This is a genomic window from Micromonospora sp. NPDC093277, from assembly GCF_044765245.1.
Taxonomy (GTDB): domain Bacteria; phylum Actinomycetota; class Actinomycetes; order Mycobacteriales; family Micromonosporaceae; genus Micromonospora.
Map to the genome: position 1 here is coordinate 698,226 of NZ_JBIWJO010000002.1, position 18,820 is coordinate 717,045.

Below are 18,820 nucleotides of genomic sequence, written 5' to 3' on the forward strand. Positions count from 1 at the left end.
CGCTCGGCGCCGGCACGTCCAGCCGCCCGTTGCGGCGCACCGGCAGGCTCGGGTCGTCGCCGTCGACCGCGCCGCGCAGCTCGGCGGGCAGCAGGGCGGTCGGCCAGTTCTGCAGCGCCGACGGCCGCAGCCAACGCCGGATCTCGGTGGCGCGCCACCGAGGTAGAGCATCGCGCCGTCCACGTTGGCCCGCAGATAGAAGGTGGTACCGGCGCCGAGCGCCGGCACGTCGAGGTTACCGCCGCAGGCGTCCGGCACGGCGCTGGTGGGTACCTCGCCGTGCGCCGGCGTAGGTACCGGCCCACGACCCTCCGCTGCCACATGATCCGCTCCACCCGTTTGCGGTTGACCCGCACACCCCGCTCGCAGCTCAACGGTCACCCGCGGCGATCCGTGGGCGCCGCTGCCGTCCACGTGGATGATCATGATCTGCTCGGCGAGGCATCCTCGGCGACGGCACGATCCTGCCGGCCCGGCTCGTTGGCCGTCCAGCGGTAGAACCCGGAGCGGGACACGGCCAGGATCCGGCACAGCACCGACAGCCCGTCCCCACCCGAGGCCGCCGGATCTGCCCCGGTCTGCCGCTCCCAGCTCACGGGCTCGGGCAAGCATCGTCGTTGGCCGCTGCCACCCACCTCGACAACGTCGGCCACCCTACTTCGCCTGGGCAACCGGACGCGATGCGATGATGGGTCAATGCCTCTCGGGACCGGGTCGACCGCGCAGCCGTTCGCCCATCTCCAGGCACAGCACGCGACCCTGTACCGACAGGTTCTCGACGTCTTCGTCCGGGCCAAGCAGCGTTTCACCGTGCACCTGCGCCCTGAGGACGTCGTCGCCGAGATCGGCGCCGGCCCCTCGCTGGAGAGCATTCGAGCCGCCCTGGACCAGCTCGCCGAGTGGGGCAATCTACGCGCCGACCCGGACACCGGCCGGGTCACCACGGTCGAGGACTTCCACCGGGCCCGCTATCTCTACCAGCTCAGCCCGGAGGGGCACGCGGTCGAGCAGGCGGTCGCCGCCTACGAGGCGGCGCTCGGACGGCGCGGGGCGTTGCAGTCGGTCGCGTTGTCCGACATCGCGGAGCAGCTGCGGGCGCTGCTGGTCGTCGCCGAGTCGGCCGCGGCCGGCGAGCTCCCGGACGCAGCCAAGACCCACCTGCTGATGATGAGCCTCGTCGACCGGTTCACGGGCCTGGCCGACAACGCGCAGGCGTTCATGGCGTCGCTACGCCGGGCCATCGACTTCGCCGACGCCGACGTCGCGGCATTCCTGGCATACAAGGAACAGTTGATCACCTACCTGGAACGGTTCATCGCGGATCTGGCCAACCGGGGCGCAGAGATCGCGCTGTTGGCCCGGCAGATCGAGGCCGCCGGCGTGGCCCCGCTGCTGCTGGTGGCGGCCCGACGCGAGGCCGCAGACGCGGCCCCCACCGAAGCGCCCGAAGGCACCGAGACAAGGCCGGACGCGACCGGTACCGGTGCGGAGGCCGACCCGGCAGCCGGCACCCGGGTGCCGCCCACCGCCGGTGTGACGGACGACGTCGGTGCGGACGCGGGCGGTCCCCACAGCCAGGACGCCGCCGTCGGCGAGGCGCTCGACGGATGGCGAGAGCGTTGGACCGGGCTGCGGGACTGGTTCGTCAGCACTGACGGGAGTCGCCCGTCACAGGCCCGGCTGCTGCGGACGGCCGCGATCGGGGCGATCCGGCAACTGCTCGGCACGGTGGCGGCGATCAACGAGCGGCGGTCCGGACGCTCCGACCGTACCGCCGACTTCCGCCGGCTCGCCCTCTGGTTCGCGCAGGCACCCGACGACGAGGCGGCGCACCGGCTCTGGCACACGGCGTTCGGCCTCTCCCCCGCCCGGCACCTCACCGTGACGGCCGAGACGCTCGCCGCCGTCGAGCGGCAGCCGGTGGCGGCGGCGACCCCGTGGGCGCAGGCCCCGCGGCTGGAGATCAGCCCTCGGCTGCGCCGGACCGGCTCGTACGAGCGGCGCGGCTCGCCGAACCGGGTGCTCGACCGCTCCGAGCAACGCCGCCTCCTCGCCGAGCGGATGCGGCACGAGGCGGAGCAGACCGCCCGCGCCCGCGCCGCGCTGGCCACTTCCGGCCCGGTCGCCCTCTCCGAACTGGCCCGACTCGACTCCGCCGAGTTCCGGCTCTTCCTCCAGTTGCTCGGCGACGCCCTGGCGGCCAGCCGTCCCGACCGTTCGGAGACAAGGACCACCACCTCCGACGGGACGATGGCGATACGGCTGTGTCGGGTCACCGGTGGCGCGCCGGTCCGGATCGTCACCGAGGACGGGGTCCTCGCCGGGCCGGAGCACCTCATCGAGATCGTCGATCTGGTCGGGGCCGCCCGGTGAGGGTAGGCCGCACCGCCGAGGATGTCCCCGAGGCTCGCAGGCGCCGGGCTGCCCGGCTGCTGCTCGCCCGCCCGCTGCTGGTCGCCGGCCAGACCGCCGACGACGAGTTTCGCCTGGTCCGGGCGTACGCGGCGGAGCTACGCGAGTGGTTCGACCGGGAGACCGGCTGGCGACTGCTCGCCGACGCCCAGACGGTACGGCTGATGAAGGTGACCGCCGACCCGTCCGACGGGACCCATCCGGCCCGGGTACCGCGTTCCCGTACCCCCTTCTCCCGGCAGCGGTACGTCCTCACCTGTCTCGCCCTGGCCGCGCTGGACCGCGCCGACGGGCAGGTCACCCTGGGCCGGCTGGCCGAGGAGGTGGTCGCGGCGGCAGCAGACCCGGCTCTGGTCGCGACCGGTTTCACGTTCGGGCTGGACCGCCGGGAGCGGCGGGCCGACATGGTTGCCGTGGTCCGCCTGCTGCTGCACTGGGGGGTGCTGCGCCGGGTCGCCGGAGACGAGGAGGCCTACCTCGGCGCGGGCGGCGATGTTCTCTACGACGTGGACCGGCCCGTCATCGCTGGTCTGCTCGCCACGACCCGCGGGCCATCGATGCTCGACGGGGCGACTCCGGACGATCGGCTGGCGGCGCTGACGCTGGAGGTCATACCGGACGTCGACGACGCCCGCAACCGGGCGCTGCGGCACCGGCTGACCCGGCTGCTACTGGAGCAGCCGGTGGTCTACTACGACGAACTCACCGAGCCGGAACTGGCATACCTGACGAGCCAGCGGCACGCGTTGTTGACCCGGATCACCTCGTTCACCGGATTGATCGCCGAGGTACGGCGGGAGGGGATCGCGATGGTCGACCCCGACGACGAACTCACCGACGTACGGATGCCGGCCGAGGGGATGCAGAGCCACCTGACCCTGCTGCTGGCCGAGCGGATCGCTGTCAGCGACCACGGGCTACGCGTCAGCGACCTGCACCGGCACACCCGGGAACTGGCCCGCGAACACCGGTCGTACTGGCGCAAGCACGCCACCGACCCCGGCGCGGAGGTGGAGTTGGTCGCCACGGCAATCGACGCGCTGCGCGCGCTCAAGCTGGTCACCGTCGAGCCGGCCGACGACCCGCTCGTACGGCCCCGCCCGGCGATCGCCCGGTACGCCCTGGCCCAGCCGACCATCCGCGAACCCGCCTCCGGCACCGCGCCCGCTGCGCGGCCGAGGCCAGACATCTCCGACCGAGCGGGAGGGACCGCGCCGTGACCGCTGCCCTGGCCGAGACGCTGCCGCAGCCGACTAGCCAGCGGTGGCAGCCGCTGCGCGCCGGACTGGTCGACATCTTCTACTACGACCAGGAGGAGTTCCATTTCCACGGCGGGAGCCTGCTGCTGCGCGGCAACAACGGCACCGGCAAGTCGAAGGTGCTGGCACTGACCCTGCCGTTCCTGCTCGACGGGGAGCTGGCGCCGTACCGGGTCGAACCCGACGGGGATCCGAACAAGCGGATGGAGTGGAACCTGCTGCTCGGCGGCAAGCATCCGCACCCGGAACGGCTCGGCTACACCTGGCTGGAGTTCGGCCGCCGCGACCGCGACGGCGACCGCTTCGTCACCATCGGCTGCGGCCTGAAGGCGGTCGCCGGTCGGGGCATCGCCCGGCACTGGTTCTTCGTCACCAGCCAACGGGTCGGCGTCGACCTGGCGCTGGTCAGCCCGACCGGCACCGCCCTGGCTCGGGACCGACTGCGCGACACGGTCGGCACCGCCGGCATGGTCTATGACCGGGCGGTCGACTACCGGCGGGCCGTCGACGAGGCGCTGTTCGGGCTCGGCAACCGTTACGAGGCGCTGGTCTCGCTGCTGATCCGGCTCCGGCAGCCACAGCTGTCGAAGCGGCCGGACGAGAAGAGCCTGTCCCGGGCACTGAGCGATGCGCTGCCGCCGCTGGACGAGAACCTGATCACTCAGGTCGCCGAGGCGTTCCGGGGGCTCGAAGGCGAACGGGAGACGCTGCGCGAACTCGCCGAGACGAAGCGCGCCGCCGACGACTTCCTCACCCGTTACCGCGAGTACGCCCGGGTGGCGACCCGTCGCCGCGCCGCCGTCCTGCGTCAGCAGCACAGCCGGTACGAGCACCTCGGCCGGGATCTCGCCGACGCCCAGCGCGGCTGGGAGCAGGCCGACGCCGACCTGACCGGGGCGCTGGCTCGCATCGACGAGCTGACGACCCGGTCAATGGAGCTGGGTACCCGGCTCCAGGCGCTGCGGGACAGCCCGGAGGCGCGGACCGCCGACCACCTACGCCGGTTGGCCGAGCTCACGCGGGACCGAGAGTTGATCGCCGGCCAGCAGGAGCGGCGACTCGGCGAGGCGCAGGCGGCGGCGACCCGTGCCGGGCGGGACGCGCAGGACGCGGCCCGGCGGCTGCAGGACGCCCAGAAAGCCGAGGTCGCGGCCCGAGAGCGGACGGCCCGGGACGCCACCACGGCCCGGATCGGCGACCGACACGCGGCCCGGGTGGTGGCGGCCCTGCCGCACGGTGTCGGCGAGGCGACCCGCGCCGCCGAGGAGCTGGTCGAGTCGCGGCGCGCCGCGCTGCGTACTCTCGACAGGCTGCGTAGCAGCGCCGACGCGGCGAGGGATCGGGCTGAGCGGGCCCGCGCGGAGGTGGACCGGCTCGACGCCGAGGTCGCTGACGCCGACCTGCGCATCGGGGATGCCGAGACGTCCGCGGCCGAGGCCGGCGAGGTGCTGGTCCGGCAGAGCCGGGCACACCTCACCGATCTGGTCGAGCTGCCGGTCGGCGATCCCGAGGCGGTGCTCGCCGAGCTGGAGCTCTGGGTCGCGAGCCTGGCCGGGGAGAACCCGGCGGCCCGGGAGACGGCCCGGGCCGCCCGGACCGCGACCGAGACGCTCGCCCGTGCCGACGCCGCCCTCGACGTCGAGGAGAGCGCCGCACGAGCCGAGTTGGCGCGCGACGAGGACGAGCTTCGGCAGCTCGAAGAGGGCGCGCACCGGCCACCGCCGACGCCGTACACCCGGAGCGACGCCGTGCGGCTGGACCGGCCCGGCGCTCCACTGTGGCGAGTCGTCGACTTCGCGCCGGGGATGACGGAGCAGGAGCGGGCCGGGATCGAGTCGGCCCTGGAGGCGGCGGGCATCCTCGACGCCTGGCTCGACCCGGACGGTGTGCTGCGCGACCCGGTCACCGGCGACGCCGTGCTGCGTCCCGGCCCGCCGGCCGCCGCGAACCTGGGCGCGCTGCTGCGCCCAGCGATCGACCGCGCCGATCCGGGCTGCGCCGCGCTGACCGACGAGACAGTCGCGGCCGTGCTCGTCGCGATCGGCGTCGGAGCCGGGTCGGCCGCGGCCAGCTGGGTCGACGCGAGCGGCGCCTTCCGCAACGGGATCGTCGCCGGACGGTGGGCCAAGCCGGCAGCCGAACACATCGGCGACGGCGCCCGGGAGGCGTACCGCCGGGCCCGGATCGGCCACCTGCGGGACGAGATCGACCGGCTCTCGGCGACGCTGACCACGATCGCCGAGGCGCGTGGCGAGGTGCGCGACCGGCGCGACCGGATCACCGCGGAGGCGGAGGGGCTCCCCTCCGACCAGCCGCTGCGTGAGGCGCACGCCCTGATCCGCGGCGCCTACCAGGCTCGCCGGGACACGATCGCTCGCCGGGAGGCGGCCGACGGGCGGCAGCGCCAGCGCCACGCCGAGGCGAGCGCCGCGCTGGCCGAGGCGGAAGAGTTCGCGGCCGACGTGGACCTGCCGTACGACGTCGACGAACTGGCCGTGGTCCGCGACGGGCTGCACGCGTACCAGATCGCGCTCGCCGCCTGGTGGCCGGCGGTGACCGCCACGCGGACCGCGACCAGCTATCGGGACGAGACGGCCGACCGCCACGCGGAGCTGCTGGAGCGGCTGGAACCGGCGGCGGCCGACGCGGCCCGGGCCCGCGACGCGGCGAACGCCGCCCGGGTGGAGCACGAGACCCTCGACGCCACGGCCGGCGCCTCGGTCGCCGAGTTGGAACGCCGCCTCGCCGAGACGACCGCCCTGCGGGAGCAGTGCGAACAGGAACGCCGAGAGGCCGGACGGCAGGAAGCCGCCGCCCGCGACGCCCGAGGCAGGGCCGACGGGCTGCGTGAGCGCCTCACCGAGGAACTGGAGGCGGCGACCGCCAGCCGTGACGCCGCAGTCGACGGGCTGCGCGCCTTCGCCGGCACGGGGTTGATCGCCCTGGTCTGCCCCGGGCTGGAGATACCGGACCTGGACCAGCCCTGGTCGGTGACCCCGGCGGTGACCCTGGCGCGCGGCGTCGAACGGGAACTCGCCGACGCCGACGCGGACGACCGCCGCTGGGACCGGCTGCAGCAGCAGGTGAGCGTCGAACTCAAGACGCTGACCGACAGCCTCTCCCGACACGGGCACCAGGTGCTGCCCACAGTCCGCGAGGAGACCATGGTCGTCGAGGTCACCTTCCAGGGCAGCACGCGCAGCATCGCCGACCTCTCCACCGCCCTGGTCGACGAGATCGACGAACGGCACCGGCTGCTCTCCGCACACGAGCGGGAGGTGCTGGAGACGCACCTGGTCAACGAGGTCGCCGGAGCGTTGCAGGAGCTGATCGTCGGCGCCGAGCGGCAGGTCGACGGAATGAACGCCGAGCTGGACAGCCGTCCCACCTCCACCGGGATGCGACTGCGACTGTTGTGGCGGCCGACCCGGGACGCCCCGGCCGGACTGGCCGAACTGCGGACCCGGCAGCTGCGGCAGAGCACCGACGTGTGGAACGACGAGGACCGGCGCGCGGTCGGCGCGTTCCTACAGGAGCAGATCAACCGGGAACGCCTGCGCGACGAGGCGGCGACGTGGACCGAGCAGCTCGCCCGGGCACTGGACTACCGGGCTTGGCACGAGTTCGCGATCCAGCGCCATCAGGACGGGCAGTGGCGACCGGCGACCGGTCCCGCCTCCGGCGGCGAGCGGGTCCTTGCCGCGAGCGTGCCGCTGTTCGCGGCGGCATCTTCGTACTACGGGTCGGCGGGCAACCCCCACGCGCCCCGGCTGATCGCGCTGGACGAGGCGTTCGCGGGGGTCGATGACGACTCCCGGGCCAAGTGCCTCGGCCTGCTCGCCACCTTCGACCTGGACGTGGTGATGACCAGTGAACGGGAGTGGGGCTGCTACCCGCAGGTCCCGGGCCTGGGCATCGCCCAGCTGGCCCGCCATGACGGCATCGACGCCGTCCTGGTCACGCCATGGCGGTGGGATGGCCGGGAACGGCGACTGATGACCCGTCCCGAGCCCGAGCCGCGGCCTCCGCACCAGCGCGACCCCGAGCCTGAGGATCAAGAACCGGCCGGGGCGCCGGGGCTCTGGGAGCTCGGGTGACGGACCTGGATCGGCTGCGGCGGCAGCTCGGAAATCCGGCGACCGCGCGGCTGCTCCACCGGTTACGCCGCCGGCTCACCCGGGGGCAGCCGCTGACCGGCACGCTCTCCCTCGACCAACCCAGCCCGGACGAACGCCGGGCCGTCGAAGGGTTACTGGGCCGCCCGCCCGGCCGCGGCGGCACCCTGACGGTCAACCTGGACGAGCTCGACCAGGTGGTCCGGCGCAGCGGCATGCACCCGGCGGGGTTGGCCGCCGCGGTTGAGGCGCTGACCGGGACCGTCGCCGTACTCTCCGACGTTCGGGCCGCCGAGGCAGCGGCCTGGCGCGCCGCGTCGGCGCCGCTCGCCGCGCTCGGCGAGGCCCGTGCCGAGCTGACCATGTGGTGCGCCGATCCGGGAACCGCCACGTTGCTGCGCCGGCTGGCCCGCTCGCCGGACGCGGCGGCCCGCCTTGCCACCGAGCTGGTGGCCGTGCTCGGCGCGTTGCCCACCGCCGGCGAACCGCTGACCCGGCTGGCAGCGCGGACAACAGACGACGCGCACGCCCTCGACCCGGACCGGCCGCTGGCCACCCTGGTCCGCTCGGCCATCCGGGCCACCTGGTGGGACGGCGAACCACTGCCGGAGTCGGCCGCCATGCAACGCCGGATGCTCTGGTACGCAGTCGGCGTGACCGTCGACGAACTCTCCTCCACGGTTCTCGCGGTCAACCTGCCCATCCAGCCGGGCTGCCGGCTGCACACCCTCGCCGGGCCAGCTGCGGCGCTCGGCGAACCGGTGGTGCTCACCCTGCGACAGCTCACCCGCGACGATCCGACGTTCACGGCGGACGAGGTCTATGCCTGCGAGAACCCGACCGTGCTGGCGGCCGCGGCCGACGAACTCGGCCCGGCCTGCCCGCCGCTGGTCTGCGTCAGCGGGCAGCCCACCACGGCCGCGCTACGCCTGCTCAGCGCCTTGACGTCAGCCGGCGCCCGGCTGCGCTACCACGGCGACTTCGACTGGGGCGGGCTGCGGATCGCCAACCTGCTGCATGCCCGGCTGCCCTGGCGACCGTGGCGTTACCGGGCCGAGGACTACCTCGCCGCGCTCGCGGTTCACGGCTCCACCCGACCGCTGCAGGGCAGCCGGGTCGAGGCGGCATGGGATCCCGAGCTCGCTGCCGCGATGCAGGGCCACGGGGTACGGGTGGAGGAGGAACTCGTTCTCAACGACCTCCTCGCCGATCTGTCCGGCTTCGCGAGCGCCTGAACCGGCTCCGCCCTGGCGGTGAGCAATCTCCTCGCCCATCTGCGCGTCCGCCCACCGGCGGGCGGCCATGCCGTACGCGGTGTGGCCGTGCTGCTCGCGCCACTCGGACGGCAGGGCGCCCGGCATGTAGACAGTGCCGAGGTACTGGTTGTGGAAGGGCACGCCCATCCGGCTGCGCAGCGCCCGTGGCCAGCAACCCAGCCGTCTGATCCGCCTCCAAGCGCCGGTTACGGACGGAGCGCCGCCACCACTGGCGCGCTCCTCCGCCACCCTGGAGGCGGGGATTCCACGGGCGGTACGGGGAGAGGCGTGGCGGCGGCCGGTGCGGGCACGCCAGCCCGACGGGGCGGGCGTGCCCACGATCCCTCAGCCGAAACGGAAGGTCACTTGAAGCGGATGAACTTGGAGAACTGGTTGTTGGCGGTGCCCACCGACACCGTCCGGTGGCTGTACGCGACCGCGACGTTGTAGTTGTACTCGTCGACCTCGAAGGTGCCGTTCGAGTTGACGCTGGTGACAAAGGCGACGTGACCGTAGGCGCCGCCCTGGCTGACCGCGATGTCACCGGCCTTCGGGCTGTTGTGGACCGGCACCCCGGCGCTTCCGGCGGCGACAACCCAGTCCCCGGCGTTACCCCACATGGCCCCGCCATACTGGTTGTTGAATGGCACGCCGACCCGGCTCCGCAGCGCCCAGGCCGCGAAACTGGTGCATTGCCCCTTCCAGAAGTTCCAGGGGTCGAGGCCCGTGCTCTGACCCTTGTACGGGTAGTCGTCCTTCGCCGGGTAGCTCGTTCCGGAGATCAGCTGGTGGGACGCGTTGTTGTTCTTCAGTGTGGCGTTCAGGTTCGTCTTCGCGCCGGGTGCGAGGTCCTGGTGGGCGTAGGAGGCGTCGTAGTCGCTGTTGTAGTAGACCCGCACGGTGCTGCTGGTGAGGTTCCACACGGAGGCGGCGTTGTTCTTGATGCACAGGCCCTGGCCGGCGCCGGCGCCCTTGAACTCGTAGCAGTCCGGCTGGGTGGTGCCGTAGTTGGCCAGAGATCCGGTGTGGTCGGAGACCGACCCCGCGTGGTCGCTGTTGTAGTAGTAGCAGAACTCGCCGGTGTCGCAGATTCCGTCGCGGGCGGCCGCCTGAGCGGGGGCGGTGACCGCGAGGACGCCGAGAGTTGCGCCGAGCACGCTCGCGCCGAGGGCGCTGAGGACGCGAACGGTGGTCCTGGGCATGTCCACTTTCCTTCCAACAGCGGATAAGGGCCGACCCACCCTACAAGCTATTGGTGACCTCCTCCCCACGCCTGGAGGCGGGGATTCCCGTGTCTGATCGGTGTTCACGCGGCGACCAGTTCGGGTGGTTGGCGCTTCGTAGACCGCCCAACGGCGAGGTCTCCACGCCCTGTTACCGCCAGTCCGGCGGCGAGGATGTTCTTGGCCGCGTTCACGTCGGCGTGGTCCTGGTGTCCGCAGGCGACGCACCGGAAGACCGCTTGGCTCTCGCGGGATTCCGGGGCGACATGCTTGCAGGCGTGGCAGGTCACCCGACCGGTGGTTGGCCGGCTGAGCTCGGCTGGTGGACCTACCTCCGCCCCGGCGGTCATCTGCCACCGCCACAGCTGCCCGAGGTCGCCGCCCGTACGCGCCGGCTCCCCAACGGCGCCCTGCTGGTCGCCCTCCTCGACGACCCGGCCGCTGTTGATCCGCTGCGTTACGAGGACATCCACCGGCGCTGGCTTCGGGCGGCATGACTCCTTCTGGCAGCACCCTGTGCATGGCTTCAGCGGCCCAGCGCACGTACAGCGGCATGAGGCGAATTCGGAATCCTCACCGCTGCTCATCGCCGCCGATCATGACACTCCAACGAGCTCGGGCACGCGCTCGTCGGTATGAGAGCGCGCGGGCGCGGCACCGTCATGCGTTCGGTCGGGGCAGTCGTCGACTCAGCTGCGCACGCATTAGTGATGTCCTCTGGTGCCGCCTTTGGCTTCGCATGCAGGGTCGGCGGTTCAGGGTAGGGCGGTGTGGGCTTCGGTGAGGAAGCGGTCGCGGTCGTCGCCGTGGGCGATTGCCGCGTTGTAGGCGGCGTCGATCGCGGCGACCAGCGAATCGTCATTCGCCAGGGCGATCAGGGCGGGGAACGCGGCGGCCTGCTGGCGCACGTCGGTGACGTGACGTGTGCCGGACATCCTCGCGGCCAGGTGGAGCGTGATGGTGGTGTGCGGCACCTCGGGATCGGACAATAGGCGGTTGAACGCGGCGGCACCGCTCTGCTCGGTGAAGGGTCGGAAGGTTGGGACCAAGCCCGGCGTCAAGCAGAGCCTGGGCCTCATCCCCGCTGCCGCTGAGCGCAGAGTAGTGCAGGTCCGAGCGTCCCTGGCGGTCAACCAAGTCGATCTCCTACCGCATCTCGTACTGATGGCTCAAGTTATTGAGCCCTTTCCAACCTGATCTTGCAGGTCAGGCTGGTATGCGGGGCCCCGCTCGCGACGGCATTCAAGGCTTTTTCGTCGTTCCAAGTAACGCATCGACCCGTCCAGCACACTCTACAAAAGACAGGCCACGATGGACTGTCCGAAGTGGACGGGGAGGCACATGCGATCCAGCAGAAGCAGGAAGGCGTTACTGGCCGGGGGAATCATCGGCGCGCTGCTGACGGGCACGCCCGGCATCGCGGGTGCCAGGCCGGCGGTCGCACCGCAGGCGGTCAAGCCGGCACCCGCCACCGGCGAGTCCAGGACGGTGACGCTGATCACCGGTGACCGGGTAACCGTGGCCGGCGACGGCCGGCTCGGCATTGCGCCGCGTAAGGGCGTCACGTTCCACAGCTACCGGACCGGGAAGCACCAGTTCGTCATCCCGTCCGACGCGGTGCCGTTGCTGCGGGCGGACCGACTTGACCGACGGCTGTTCGATCTGACCGAGTTGCTCGCGGCGCAGGCGGCGCGCCCGTCGTCGGTGCCGCTGATCGTGTCCGGTGCCACCGCGGTGCCCGGCCTGACCGTGCAGCGGCGACTGCCCGCGGTGCGGGGCTTCGCCGCCGAGACGCCCACCGAGTCGCTCGCCTCCCGCTGGCGGGCGACCCGCACCGGCGTGACCGCGGGCAAGATCTGGCTCGACGCCGTACGCGAGCCGGCGCTGGACCAGGGCGTCCCGCTGATCGGGGCGCCCACTGCCTGGTCGGCCGGCTACGACGGCACCGGGGTGCGCGTCGCGGTGCTCGACACGGGTATCGACGACACGCACCCCGACCTGGCCGGAAAGATCTCGGCGCGGCAGAACTTCACCGAGGGCATGGAGGACGACCGCGACCTGGTCGGCCACGGCACTCACGTCGCGTCGACCATCGCGGGTAGTGGCGCCGGCTCCGGCGGGAGGTACAAGGGTGTCGCGCCTGGCGCGTCCCTGCTAGACGGCAAGGTCTGCGTCCAGCGCGGCTGCGTGGAGTCGTGGATCGTGGCCGGTATGCAGTGGGCCGCCGAGTCCGGGGCGAGTGTGGTCAACCTGAGCCTCGGCGGGTCGAACGGTCCCGGGGTCGACCCGCTCGAGGAGGCCGTCAACGACCTGACGGCGCAGTACGGCACGCTGTTCGTCATCGCGGCGGGCAACGACGGGGACGATGAGACCGTCGGGTCCCCGGCGACCGCTGAGGCGGCGCTGGCGGTGGCGGCGTTCACCAAGTCTGATGAGCTTGCCGATTTCTCCAGCCGGGGCCCGAGCGCCGACGGTTGGGCGGTGAAGCCCGAGATTGCCGCGCCCGGGGTCGGTATCGTCGCGGCGCGCAGCAAGGACGGGTTCGTCGGCGAGCCGGGGCAGCTCTACATGCCGCTGGACGGCACGTCGATGGCGACTCCGCATGTCGCGGGCGCGGCCGCGCTGCTGCGCCAGGCCCACCCGCAGTGGGCTGCGGGGCAGCTGAAGGCGACGCTGATGGCCTCGGCCAAGCCGTCGGACGGTGTGGGCGTGTTCGCACAGGGTGCGGGTCGGGTGGACGTGGCCCGAGCGATCAGCCAGCAGGTCACGACCTCGCCGACGTCGGTGACGTTCGGGTGGCAGGAGTGGCCGCACGACAACGACGAGGTGCGCAGCAGCACCGTCACCTACCACAACAGCGGTAGCACTGCGGTGACTCTGCGGCTCGGGCTGACCACCGACGCGCCGGCCGGGATCTTCTCACTCAGTGCTGACACGGTGACGGTGCCGGCCGGCGGACAGGCGTCGGTGACGCTGAGCGCCGACACCCGCCAGGGCGGTGATGTGACCGGCGGTCTCGGCGGCCAGGTCACGGCGACCGCGGCGGGCGTCTCGGTGCAGACCCCGTTCGGCGTGGTACGGGAGGAGCTGAAGTACCCGGTGAAGGTCACCGCGACCGAACGCGGCGGCGCTCCGGCCGACGACGCGATGACGGTGCTGCTGCGCAAGGACCTGAGCTGGAGTGACATGGTCTTCGGCGCGAGCGACGACCTGCGCCTCTCCCCGGGTGAGTACTTCGCGTTCAGCTGGGTCGACGAGGAGAACGGGGGCCGCCTCAGCACCTCACAGCTGGTGTATCCGGAGCTGACCATCAACGGGCCGACGACGGTGTCGATGGACGCCCGCGGCGCGAAGGGCTTCGACGTCACGGTGCCCGACCCGAACGCGGTGCCAATGCTGGCGGCGTTCAACACGACCTACACCGTGGGCGCGGATGACAACTTCCACATTGCAGTCGGGAAGGACGACTTCGCCTCAATCTTCAGCAAGCTGATCGGGCCCAAGCCGCCGAAGGGCCTGAGCTCGCAGTTCAGCGGCACGCTGGTCAAGGTCGACGAGCAGGGCGGCCGGTCCGACACGCCGTACGTGTACAACGTTGGCTGGCACAGCGAGAGCGGCCTGCTCGAAGGGCTGGTCAAGCACCTGCGGCCGACGGACTTCGCCACGGTGCGGGCCTCGCACGCGGCGGTGGTGCCCGGCAGCACCGGTGTGAAGCTGTTCGCCTTCGCACCACGGGACGCCGACAGCAGCTGGTCCTTGGCCTGGGAGACTCCGCTTCCGTCCACCCACACCGAGTTCTATGCGAGTGACGCGCCATGGCACAACGTGTTGGTCGTGGAGGGGCCGGCCGAGGGCGACGACTGGCCGGAGACGCTGTCCACTCACGCCGCACTGGCCACCTACCGAGCCGGGCGCACCTACCAGGAACAGTGGAACAAGGGCGTGTTCGGGCCGAGCGTGGCGCCGTTCTATCCCGGCAACGTGCCGGCGGGGCGTGAGGGCGACCTCATGTACATCTCGCCTGGGCTGCTCGGCGACGGTCAGGGCCGGGCCGGCTTCGGGCAGATCACCTCGGGGCACGGGGCGCTCTACCGCAACGGCGAGCTGATCGCCGAGTCCGACCAGGAACCGGGCTTGTACGCCGAGGACGTGGCCCCGGGCGCGGCGACGTTCCGCTTCGACGGCAGCCTGGAGCGCGACTCGCGCCTGACCACCAAGCTGTCGATAAGCTGGACGTTCCGCTCGGCACACGCCGACAAACCCACGGCGCTGCCGCTGACCGCGGTCAGCTTCGCGCCCCTGCTGGACGACCACAACGTCGGCAAGGCCGGCAGCGTGTCCGTCTACCCGATGACGATCACCCAGACCGAGGGCTCGGGACAGGTGAACAAGCTGACCGTACAGGTGTCCTACGACGACGGGAAAACCTGGAAGACCGTGCCGGTGTTGAAACACGGCGGGTCGTGGCAGGTGCAGGTGACCCACCCGAAGGCCCGCGGCTTCGTGTCGCTCAAGGCCTCGGGCGCGGACGCGAAGGGCAACACCTTCGACCAGACCATCATCCGGGCGTACGAACTGCGCTGATCACCGGATGAGGGGCCCTGGCGACCACGGTCGCCAGGGCCCCAGCTCCACCGGTATTACGGCCCGCACGTGTCGGCCGTCTGGACCGGATGATCAGTCGACGCGGGTGACGCCACCGGCCGGGACGACGGTGACGGCACCGGGGGCGGCGAAGCCGCGTTCGGCGTACGCGCTGGCGACGCGGTTGCCTGGGGTGAGGTGTCACACGGAAGGCCCGCCAGCTGCTCCTGCAGGTTCCAGCCGCACCCCTGTGGGGGCTCTGCCGGGACGAGCCCCCACATGCGGCACATCAGGTTCAGGGATACTGGGCCTTGAAGTAGTCCAGGTTCGTCGGATACCCGTGCTGGGCAGGGTCCGGGATGAAGAACACCCTCGGTACGCCGTCCTTCGTCATGATGCCGAACCAGTTGCTGGTCGGATCAAACCTGACGATGTCCCCGTTGGCCTTGACCCCGGTCAGCGTGGTTGACGTCGGGTGGTGCAGCCAGTCGGTCGCCTTCTGGATGTAGCCGACCGTGTCGTGGACATCCGGGAAGTCAGCACCATGCTTGAGGTACTGATAGAAGGCGTTCGACAGGGGCGTCGTGGTCTGGCTCGCAGTCCAGACTCCGCACTGGGCGGAGCCAGCGCACAGCCACTGGAAGCTGGACACGAACTGGGCGGCTGCCGCGTCGAGTGCCACGAGCTGGACCGCCATCCGCTCCAACAAGGCGGCCAGTTCGAGATCGATCACCGCGCCGGCGATGGGGGTGATTCCCCCCACCGGGACTCCGACCATTTCCGGTGACAGCATGGGCGCAAAGAACTCCAGGATCGCCGGGCAGGCAGCGCAGTTGGCAGCCGCGATCGGGATCATCAGCATCGCAGGGATCCCGACCAGTGTCTCCAACACCAGTTCGAACAGAACGAGCCCGACGGTCGCTTGGAAAACCTCCTGGTTCTGCTTGAAGTTCGGGTTCAACACGTCCTTGAGGCAGGCGTTGTAGAAGTCGCTGCCCTTCTGGTACAGGAGCTGGCAGATGCCGCCGTTGAAGTAGGCGACCCGGGCCGGGTTCTCGATGATGCGGAAAACATTGTCCAGGCATTTCTCCGTATCGACCCCCGGCGCGGTGCAGCGGTAGCTTTGCTGGTACGCCCACCGGATCGTGTTGTCGATGGCCAGTTGCTGGGCCGCATTGGCTGCCGCGACGTAGGCGGCCGCCGCCTCCTCGGCGTTCTTGCCGGCGGCGATCGCCGCGTCGTACGCGCCGCTGGCTGACACATACGCGTCCACCGCGTAGCTCACGGCCTGCTCCGCCGACGCCGCTGCCCAGGCCGCCGACCGGGATGCCCGTTGGGCAGCGGCGGTGGCTGTCTTCGCGGCGGCCGCCGCGGTCCGGGCCGAGGCGGCGGCGCGGTCCGCCGATTCCTTCGCCTGTGCGGCCGAGACCTGTGCCTGCTGGGCGTAGCCGGCAGCCTCGTTTGCCGAGTTGACCGCCTGCTGCGCGTACGCGGCGGCCTCGGCGGCCGCCTTGCGGGCCGTGGCCGCCGTCGCCTGCGCCTCCATGGCGTGCTGCACCGCCGTGGCGGCGACCCCGGCGGCCTGCGACAGCAGCGCCGAGACCGTCGCGTCGTGGGCCGCGGTGTCCTGGTCGCGCTGGGCCGCCCCGTACTGGTTGACGTCGAGGAACTGGTCCAGGAACGCCGGCGGGCCGTCCAGCGCGATCTGCGCGGCCGCCTTGAGCTCAGGGCCGCTGTTCGGTGAGGCGATGATCTGCGTAACCTTGAGACGTTTGTCCGTGGTCGCGGCCGGGTACTGGTCGGTCTCCAGGAACCGCCGAAGCGCCGCGTCGGTCCCCGCGTCCAAGGCCTGCTGGGCCCGCTGCACGGTGACCGTGTTACCGGCGTCACGGGCGGCGGCCAGGATCTGGGCGACCGCCAGCCGGTCGTCGGTGAGCCGCCCGGGGTAGTCCTGGGTCCGGAGGAACTCCGCCACATCGGCGTCGGAACCGTTCAGCGCCGCCTGCGCGGCCGCTCGCATCGCTTGGCTGCCGGTGACGGCCAGGGCTGCCACGGTCGTCCGGTCGTCCTGGGCGGCGGCTATCGCGATCCCGGCGCCGACGAAGGACAGCGCGACCTCGTCGCTGCCGCCCAGCGCGTCCAGCGCCGCCGTCCGAGTCCAGTTCCCGTCCGAGCCGGCGAGAGCCAGGGCGACCTTTCGTGCGTCCAGCACTGCCGTGGCGTGCGGCGTGGCCGGGTTGGTGGCCTCGGCGATCAGCCGGTTGGTCTCTGCCGAGCGCTTGGCCGCCTGTTCGGCGTCCCAGCCGGCCCGCTTCTGCTGCCGAGCCACCTCCGTGGCCATGGTGATCGCGGCCTCGTCACCCTGTTCGAAGACGGTCCTGATCCGTTCGGCATCGGCCGTCCGTGCGGCGTCATACACCACTTTGGCCTGTTCGGCCGCGGCCACCGCGTCCTGTGCCGCCTGGGTCGCGGCATTGGCGTGGGCGGTGGCCCGCGTGGCGGCCTGGGCCGCCTCTCCCGCGTGCGCGGCCGCGTCCTCCGCGGCCGCCGCGGCCGCATTGGCGTTGGCCACCGCGCGGTTGGCCGCGTCTCGTGCCTTGAACGCCGCGTCCGCAGCGGTGTTGGCGAACGCGGCCGCCGCGTTCGCCGCGCGGGTGGCCCGGTTCGCGTTCGCGCGCGCCCGGGCCGCGGCGGCCTGCGCCGCCGACGCGTCTGCCCCGGCCGCCTTCGCATAGTTGTAGGCGTCGGTAGCGGCCTGTGCCGAGGCGTTCGCGTTGGCGGCCGCACCGCCGGCCTCCGACGCCGCGTAGGCGGCGAGGAAGGCCGCCTCGCCAGCAGCCTTCGCCGCCTCGGCAATCTTGCGCGTCTGTTCCGCAACCGCGCGCACCTGGACCGCCGCGTCACGGGCCCGTTGGGCTTCCGCGGCGTTCGTCGCGGCCGCTGCCGCGGCCTGGTAGGCCCGCGAGGCCGCCTCTCCGGCGCGTGCCGTAGCGGTGGCGGCCCGCGCCGCAGCCCCGGCCGCCACCCGGGCCGCCGCGGTCGCCGCCCGCGAGGCGGCCACTGCCTGCTGCGCCGCTGCCGCCGCCCGGTCTGCGGCCTCGGCCGCCCGCTGGGCCTCGGCCGCCGCCACGGCCGCGTTGTTCTGTGCCTGCCGGGTGGCCTCCGCCGCCGCCTGCGCGGCCTGCTTGGCGGCCGCTGCCTCGGCCACCGCCCGCTCGGCCTCGGCCTTGGCCGCCTGGGTCTCTGCCGCCGCCCGCGCGCCGGCCACCTCGGCCGCCTTGAGCAGGTCGGTCAGCGTCTGCGTCTCCTGGTCGCGGGCCGCCGCCACACCCCAGTCCACGTCGATGAACCGGCTGAACGCCGCCAGGGTGTTCGCGTCCAGCGCACGCCCTGCGGCCACGCGTACCTGCGGACCACCGGCCGCCATGATCTGCGCGATCCGCAGCCGTTCGTCAGTCATCTGTGGCTGCCGCCACCCCGAGTCCAGGAACGTCTCCAGCGCCTGCGGGGTGCCGGCGTCGATCGCACGCTGTCCGGCCGCCCTCAACTGCGCGCCACCGGCCGCCATCATCTGGGTGATCCGTACGCGCTGGTCGGTCACCCACGGTTGGCGCCAGCCGGAGTCCAGGAATGCACCCAGCGACGCCGGGTCCGTCGAGTCCATTGCCTGCTGTGACGCGGTGCGTATGGCCGGGCCGCCCTTGGCCAGCATCTGGGCCACGCTGAGACGGGCGTCCACCTTGCCGCGCTGCTGCCACTCGGTGTCCAGGAAGGCGCAGATCTCCGCGTCGCCCCCGAGCAATGCCTGCTCGGCCGCGGCTCGTACCTGTGATCCGCTGTCGTGCCAGGCCATCACGACTGATGCGCGATCACAGCTCGGTGCGGCCTGTGCGGCCTGGCGCGGCACGCTGACGAGCGCGACCACCAACGGCAGGGTCAACAGCGCCCGCAGGATCCTCATCGGGTTCACC

The 18,820-nt window shown here is 72.1% G+C and carries 11 protein-coding genes; 6 read left to right on the top strand and 5 right to left on the bottom strand.

Annotation, left to right across the window (positions count from 1 at the left end):
- Window positions 1-422 precede the first annotated feature (422 nt).
- Complete coding sequence (locus tag ACIRG9_RS07800; protein ID WP_402851770.1) at window positions 423-608, bottom strand: hypothetical protein; 186 nt, start codon at window positions 606-608, stop codon at window positions 423-425.
- Window positions 609-696: 88 nt separating this feature from the next.
- Here ACIRG9_RS07800 and ACIRG9_RS07805 point away from each other — a divergent pair, with 88 nt between their 5' ends.
- From ACIRG9_RS07805 to ACIRG9_RS07820, 4 genes are read left to right on the top strand one after another with little or no spacing between them, the layout of a single operon-like run.
- Window positions 697-2,373, top strand: a complete 1,677-nt coding sequence (locus tag ACIRG9_RS07805; protein ID WP_402851773.1) for a TIGR02677 family protein — start codon at window positions 697-699, stop codon at window positions 2,371-2,373.
- Entirely contained in the window at window positions 2,370-3,632 is a 1,263-nt protein-coding gene (locus ACIRG9_RS07810; protein WP_402851776.1) for a TIGR02678 family protein, read from the top strand. The genes ACIRG9_RS07805 and ACIRG9_RS07810 overlap by 4 nt, the downstream gene beginning before the upstream one ends.
- On the top strand, window positions 3,629-7,768 hold the full coding sequence (locus ACIRG9_RS07815) for a TIGR02680 family protein (protein WP_402851779.1): 4,140 nt from the start codon (window positions 3,629-3,631) through the stop codon (window positions 7,766-7,768). The genes ACIRG9_RS07810 and ACIRG9_RS07815 overlap by 4 nt, the downstream gene beginning before the upstream one ends.
- Window positions 7,765-9,021 carry a TIGR02679 family protein gene (locus ACIRG9_RS07820; RefSeq protein WP_402851782.1) on the top strand — a complete coding sequence of 419 codons (1,257 nt, stop codon included), beginning with the start codon at window positions 7,765-7,767 and terminating at the stop codon, window positions 9,019-9,021. The genes ACIRG9_RS07815 and ACIRG9_RS07820 overlap by 4 nt, the downstream gene beginning before the upstream one ends.
- 383 nt (window positions 9,022-9,404) lie before the next feature.
- Here the strand turns inward: ACIRG9_RS07820 and ACIRG9_RS07825 are convergent, their stop codons facing one another.
- Window positions 9,405-10,244, bottom strand: a complete 840-nt coding sequence (locus tag ACIRG9_RS07825; protein ID WP_402851785.1) for a CHAP domain-containing protein — start codon at window positions 10,242-10,244, stop codon at window positions 9,405-9,407.
- A 104-nt stretch (window positions 10,245-10,348) separates the two neighbouring features.
- Window positions 10,349-10,615, bottom strand: coding sequence for a zinc ribbon domain-containing protein (locus ACIRG9_RS07830; protein WP_402851926.1), 267 nt, complete (start codon window positions 10,613-10,615; stop codon window positions 10,349-10,351).
- On the opposite strand from ACIRG9_RS07830, the gene ACIRG9_RS07835 reads away from it, so the two are divergent.
- Window positions 10,544-10,762: a hypothetical protein gene (locus tag ACIRG9_RS07835; RefSeq protein WP_402851929.1), complete on the top strand. Its 219-nt coding sequence runs from the start codon at window positions 10,544-10,546 to the stop codon at window positions 10,760-10,762. The genes ACIRG9_RS07830 and ACIRG9_RS07835 overlap by 72 nt on opposite strands.
- Window positions 10,763-11,020: 258 nt before the next feature.
- On the opposite strand, the gene ACIRG9_RS07840 is transcribed toward ACIRG9_RS07835, so the two are convergent.
- The gene (locus tag ACIRG9_RS07840) at window positions 11,021-11,239 is read right to left on the bottom strand and encodes a hypothetical protein (protein ID WP_402851788.1); all 219 of its coding nucleotides are present in this window, start codon (window positions 11,237-11,239) and stop codon (window positions 11,021-11,023) included.
- Window positions 11,240-11,606: 367 nt separating this feature from the next.
- Here ACIRG9_RS07840 and ACIRG9_RS07845 point away from each other — a divergent pair, with 367 nt between their 5' ends.
- Window positions 11,607-14,849 carry a S8 family peptidase gene (locus ACIRG9_RS07845; RefSeq protein WP_402851791.1) on the top strand — a complete coding sequence of 1,081 codons (3,243 nt, stop codon included), beginning with the start codon at window positions 11,607-11,609 and terminating at the stop codon, window positions 14,847-14,849.
- A 295-nt stretch (window positions 14,850-15,144) separates the two neighbouring features.
- Here ACIRG9_RS07845 and ACIRG9_RS07850 read toward each other — a convergent pair whose 3' ends face one another.
- On the bottom strand, window positions 15,145-18,810 hold the full coding sequence (locus ACIRG9_RS07850; RefSeq protein WP_402851794.1) for a hypothetical protein: 3,666 nt from the start codon (window positions 18,808-18,810) through the stop codon (window positions 15,145-15,147).
- Between the last annotated feature and the right edge of the window lie 10 nt (window positions 18,811-18,820).